The organism is Vibrio sp. ZOR0018, from assembly GCF_963865925.1.
Lineage (GTDB): Bacteria > Pseudomonadota > Gammaproteobacteria > Enterobacterales > Vibrionaceae > Vibrio > Vibrio anguillarum.
The window spans coordinates 1-1,904 of the sequence record NZ_CAWMCN010000038.1 but is presented as its reverse complement, the minus strand read 5'-3'; the positions used below and the strand labels follow the sequence as shown (position 1 = coordinate 1,904).

Below are 1,904 nucleotides of genomic sequence, written 5' to 3'. Positions count from 1 at the left end.
CATAACGCCCGGCTAAGGGGTTGACAACGCATAGCCGAACTCAAAAAACCACTGTAAACACTGAACTTCAATTTTGCACTAAAACCGCCACGCGTTGGCAATCCCTCTTGAGCCGTTTGTTATGTTGAGATCACATTACTATCTAATTCGCCACACGTACTGCACACGACTTTACCCTTGCTAATATTCCCTGAGCAATTAGGGCACGATCGTTCGGGCAAACTAGGATCATAGTAAGTATCAAGCCTCTTGCACTCACTACCATCTTGCTGAGCACAACTTGCAGACTTATCTTTTGACATAGAGAACACAGCTAGCAATAAGAAACCTATACCACCCAAAATAATTATTAGGAATATAGCTAGTGGTAAAATGCCTGACATCGCAAGAAACTCTATAATCCCCTGATTTTTACTCATATGACCTCGTAGTAGCTTGAGACAAATAGCGACATAACGCCCGCTTAAGGGGCAGCCAACGCCACTACTAACTTTCCGCATAACACCGTAACCACGAAAACCAACGCATAGTAAAAATGCCACGCGTTGGCTGTCCCTCTTGAAGCGTTTGTTAGCTTTCAATGTATGCGTGAATAGGTTTTTCCTTTAATCACTCGTTGCACTTGTTGCAAATTGCGAGCATTTACTGTTTGTGTAATTTTTTCAACTGGCACACCAATCTCATTCAGCTCTCGAATTTTTAAAACTTGCTCAACAGATAACCTATCATCTGCTCCACAGATGATTTTCTTTGCATAATCATCGTTTTTCCAAAGTTCACTGATAAGTAGATTCGCTATGCCTGCTCTAGGGTGTAATTTTTGAAACTCTAAAACAGCATCATCACGCTCATCAATGGTTGATCTTTCACTTTTTAGTAACCGATGTTTATGAAGAAATTTCATTCCTTTAAATCCACCAGGGATCATATTTAGTGAAATATTATCATCCATACACCTATCAACCATTGTTTCTTCCCAAGCCATAATTTGATCAAAGGTATGGTCACCAACAATCAATTCACTGCTTAGCATAACTTTTTTATTTCCCGTAAATTCTCGCCAAGTCTTATGGAATAATTTGTTGCTACCTGACTTTATCTCATTAAAGTGCTCACTCATTCTTTTAAGCCAATTCCGCTTCGTTACTCCAATATAGACATACTCTTTATCAAAGGTTCCATCATCATCAAACAAAGCAATTTTATGGCAGTAACCAAAATGCTGCCCTTTGATTTTAGGGAACCCTTTCATAATGTACTGTAAGGGAAAAGAAATAGTCCAAGGCGTTCCATCAAATTCAGCAACGGTGCAGTGAACAACAACTCTTGATTCATCTTCTCCCCTTTTAAATTCATCGAAAGAAAAGTATGGCTTTACCATAGTTTCGACAGGTTTATCTTTAATACAAGTATGTACAATATCAAAATCTAACCCATTAAATAGATTCCATTGACCTTGTTTGTAATTAGAGTTGCTCTTTAAAAGCTTATCACCGATCCCAACTAAAGCTTCAGATACACCCTCGATATCAGTTTTATAGGATCCTTTCGAATTCATAATGCTAATGCCAGTTTCTGACATTGCTGAAATAAAACATTCAAGCAAAAATGAAAAGTTCCAAATTGAAATGGGAGTCCATTTCCCGACTACGTTTTTTACTGCATCAGGATTTATATACTTATAATGATGCTTTTTAGCTTTTTTAGTAATATCGACAAACTTTTCATTGAGCATCTTTTGCTTAATAGCATTAGATTTTTCAAGAGAAATATTTTTTCTAAACACCATTTACTCCAATTGACGCAGATGAATTTGTTTGAAAGCTAACGCCCGGCTAAGGGGTTGACAACGCACCGCCGAACTCAAAAAACACACCGTAAACACTGAACTTCAATTTTGCACT

General features: G+C 37.8%; 1 protein-coding gene. It reads right to left on the bottom strand.

The features are described 5' to 3' along the window. Nucleotides 1-577: 577 nt before the first annotated feature. Nucleotides 578-1,789, bottom strand: a complete 1,212-nt coding sequence (locus AACR75_RS01145; RefSeq protein ID WP_052190365.1) for a hypothetical protein — start codon at nt 1,787-1,789, stop codon at nt 578-580. Nucleotides 1,790-1,904: the final 115 nt, after the last annotated feature.

Bases quoted from the DNA above. Each gene is read 5' to 3' on its own strand.
- AACR75_RS01145 (WP_052190365.1), bottom strand. From the start codon at position 1,789: ATGGTGTTTAGAAAAAATATTTCTCTTGAAAAATCTAATGCTATTAAG.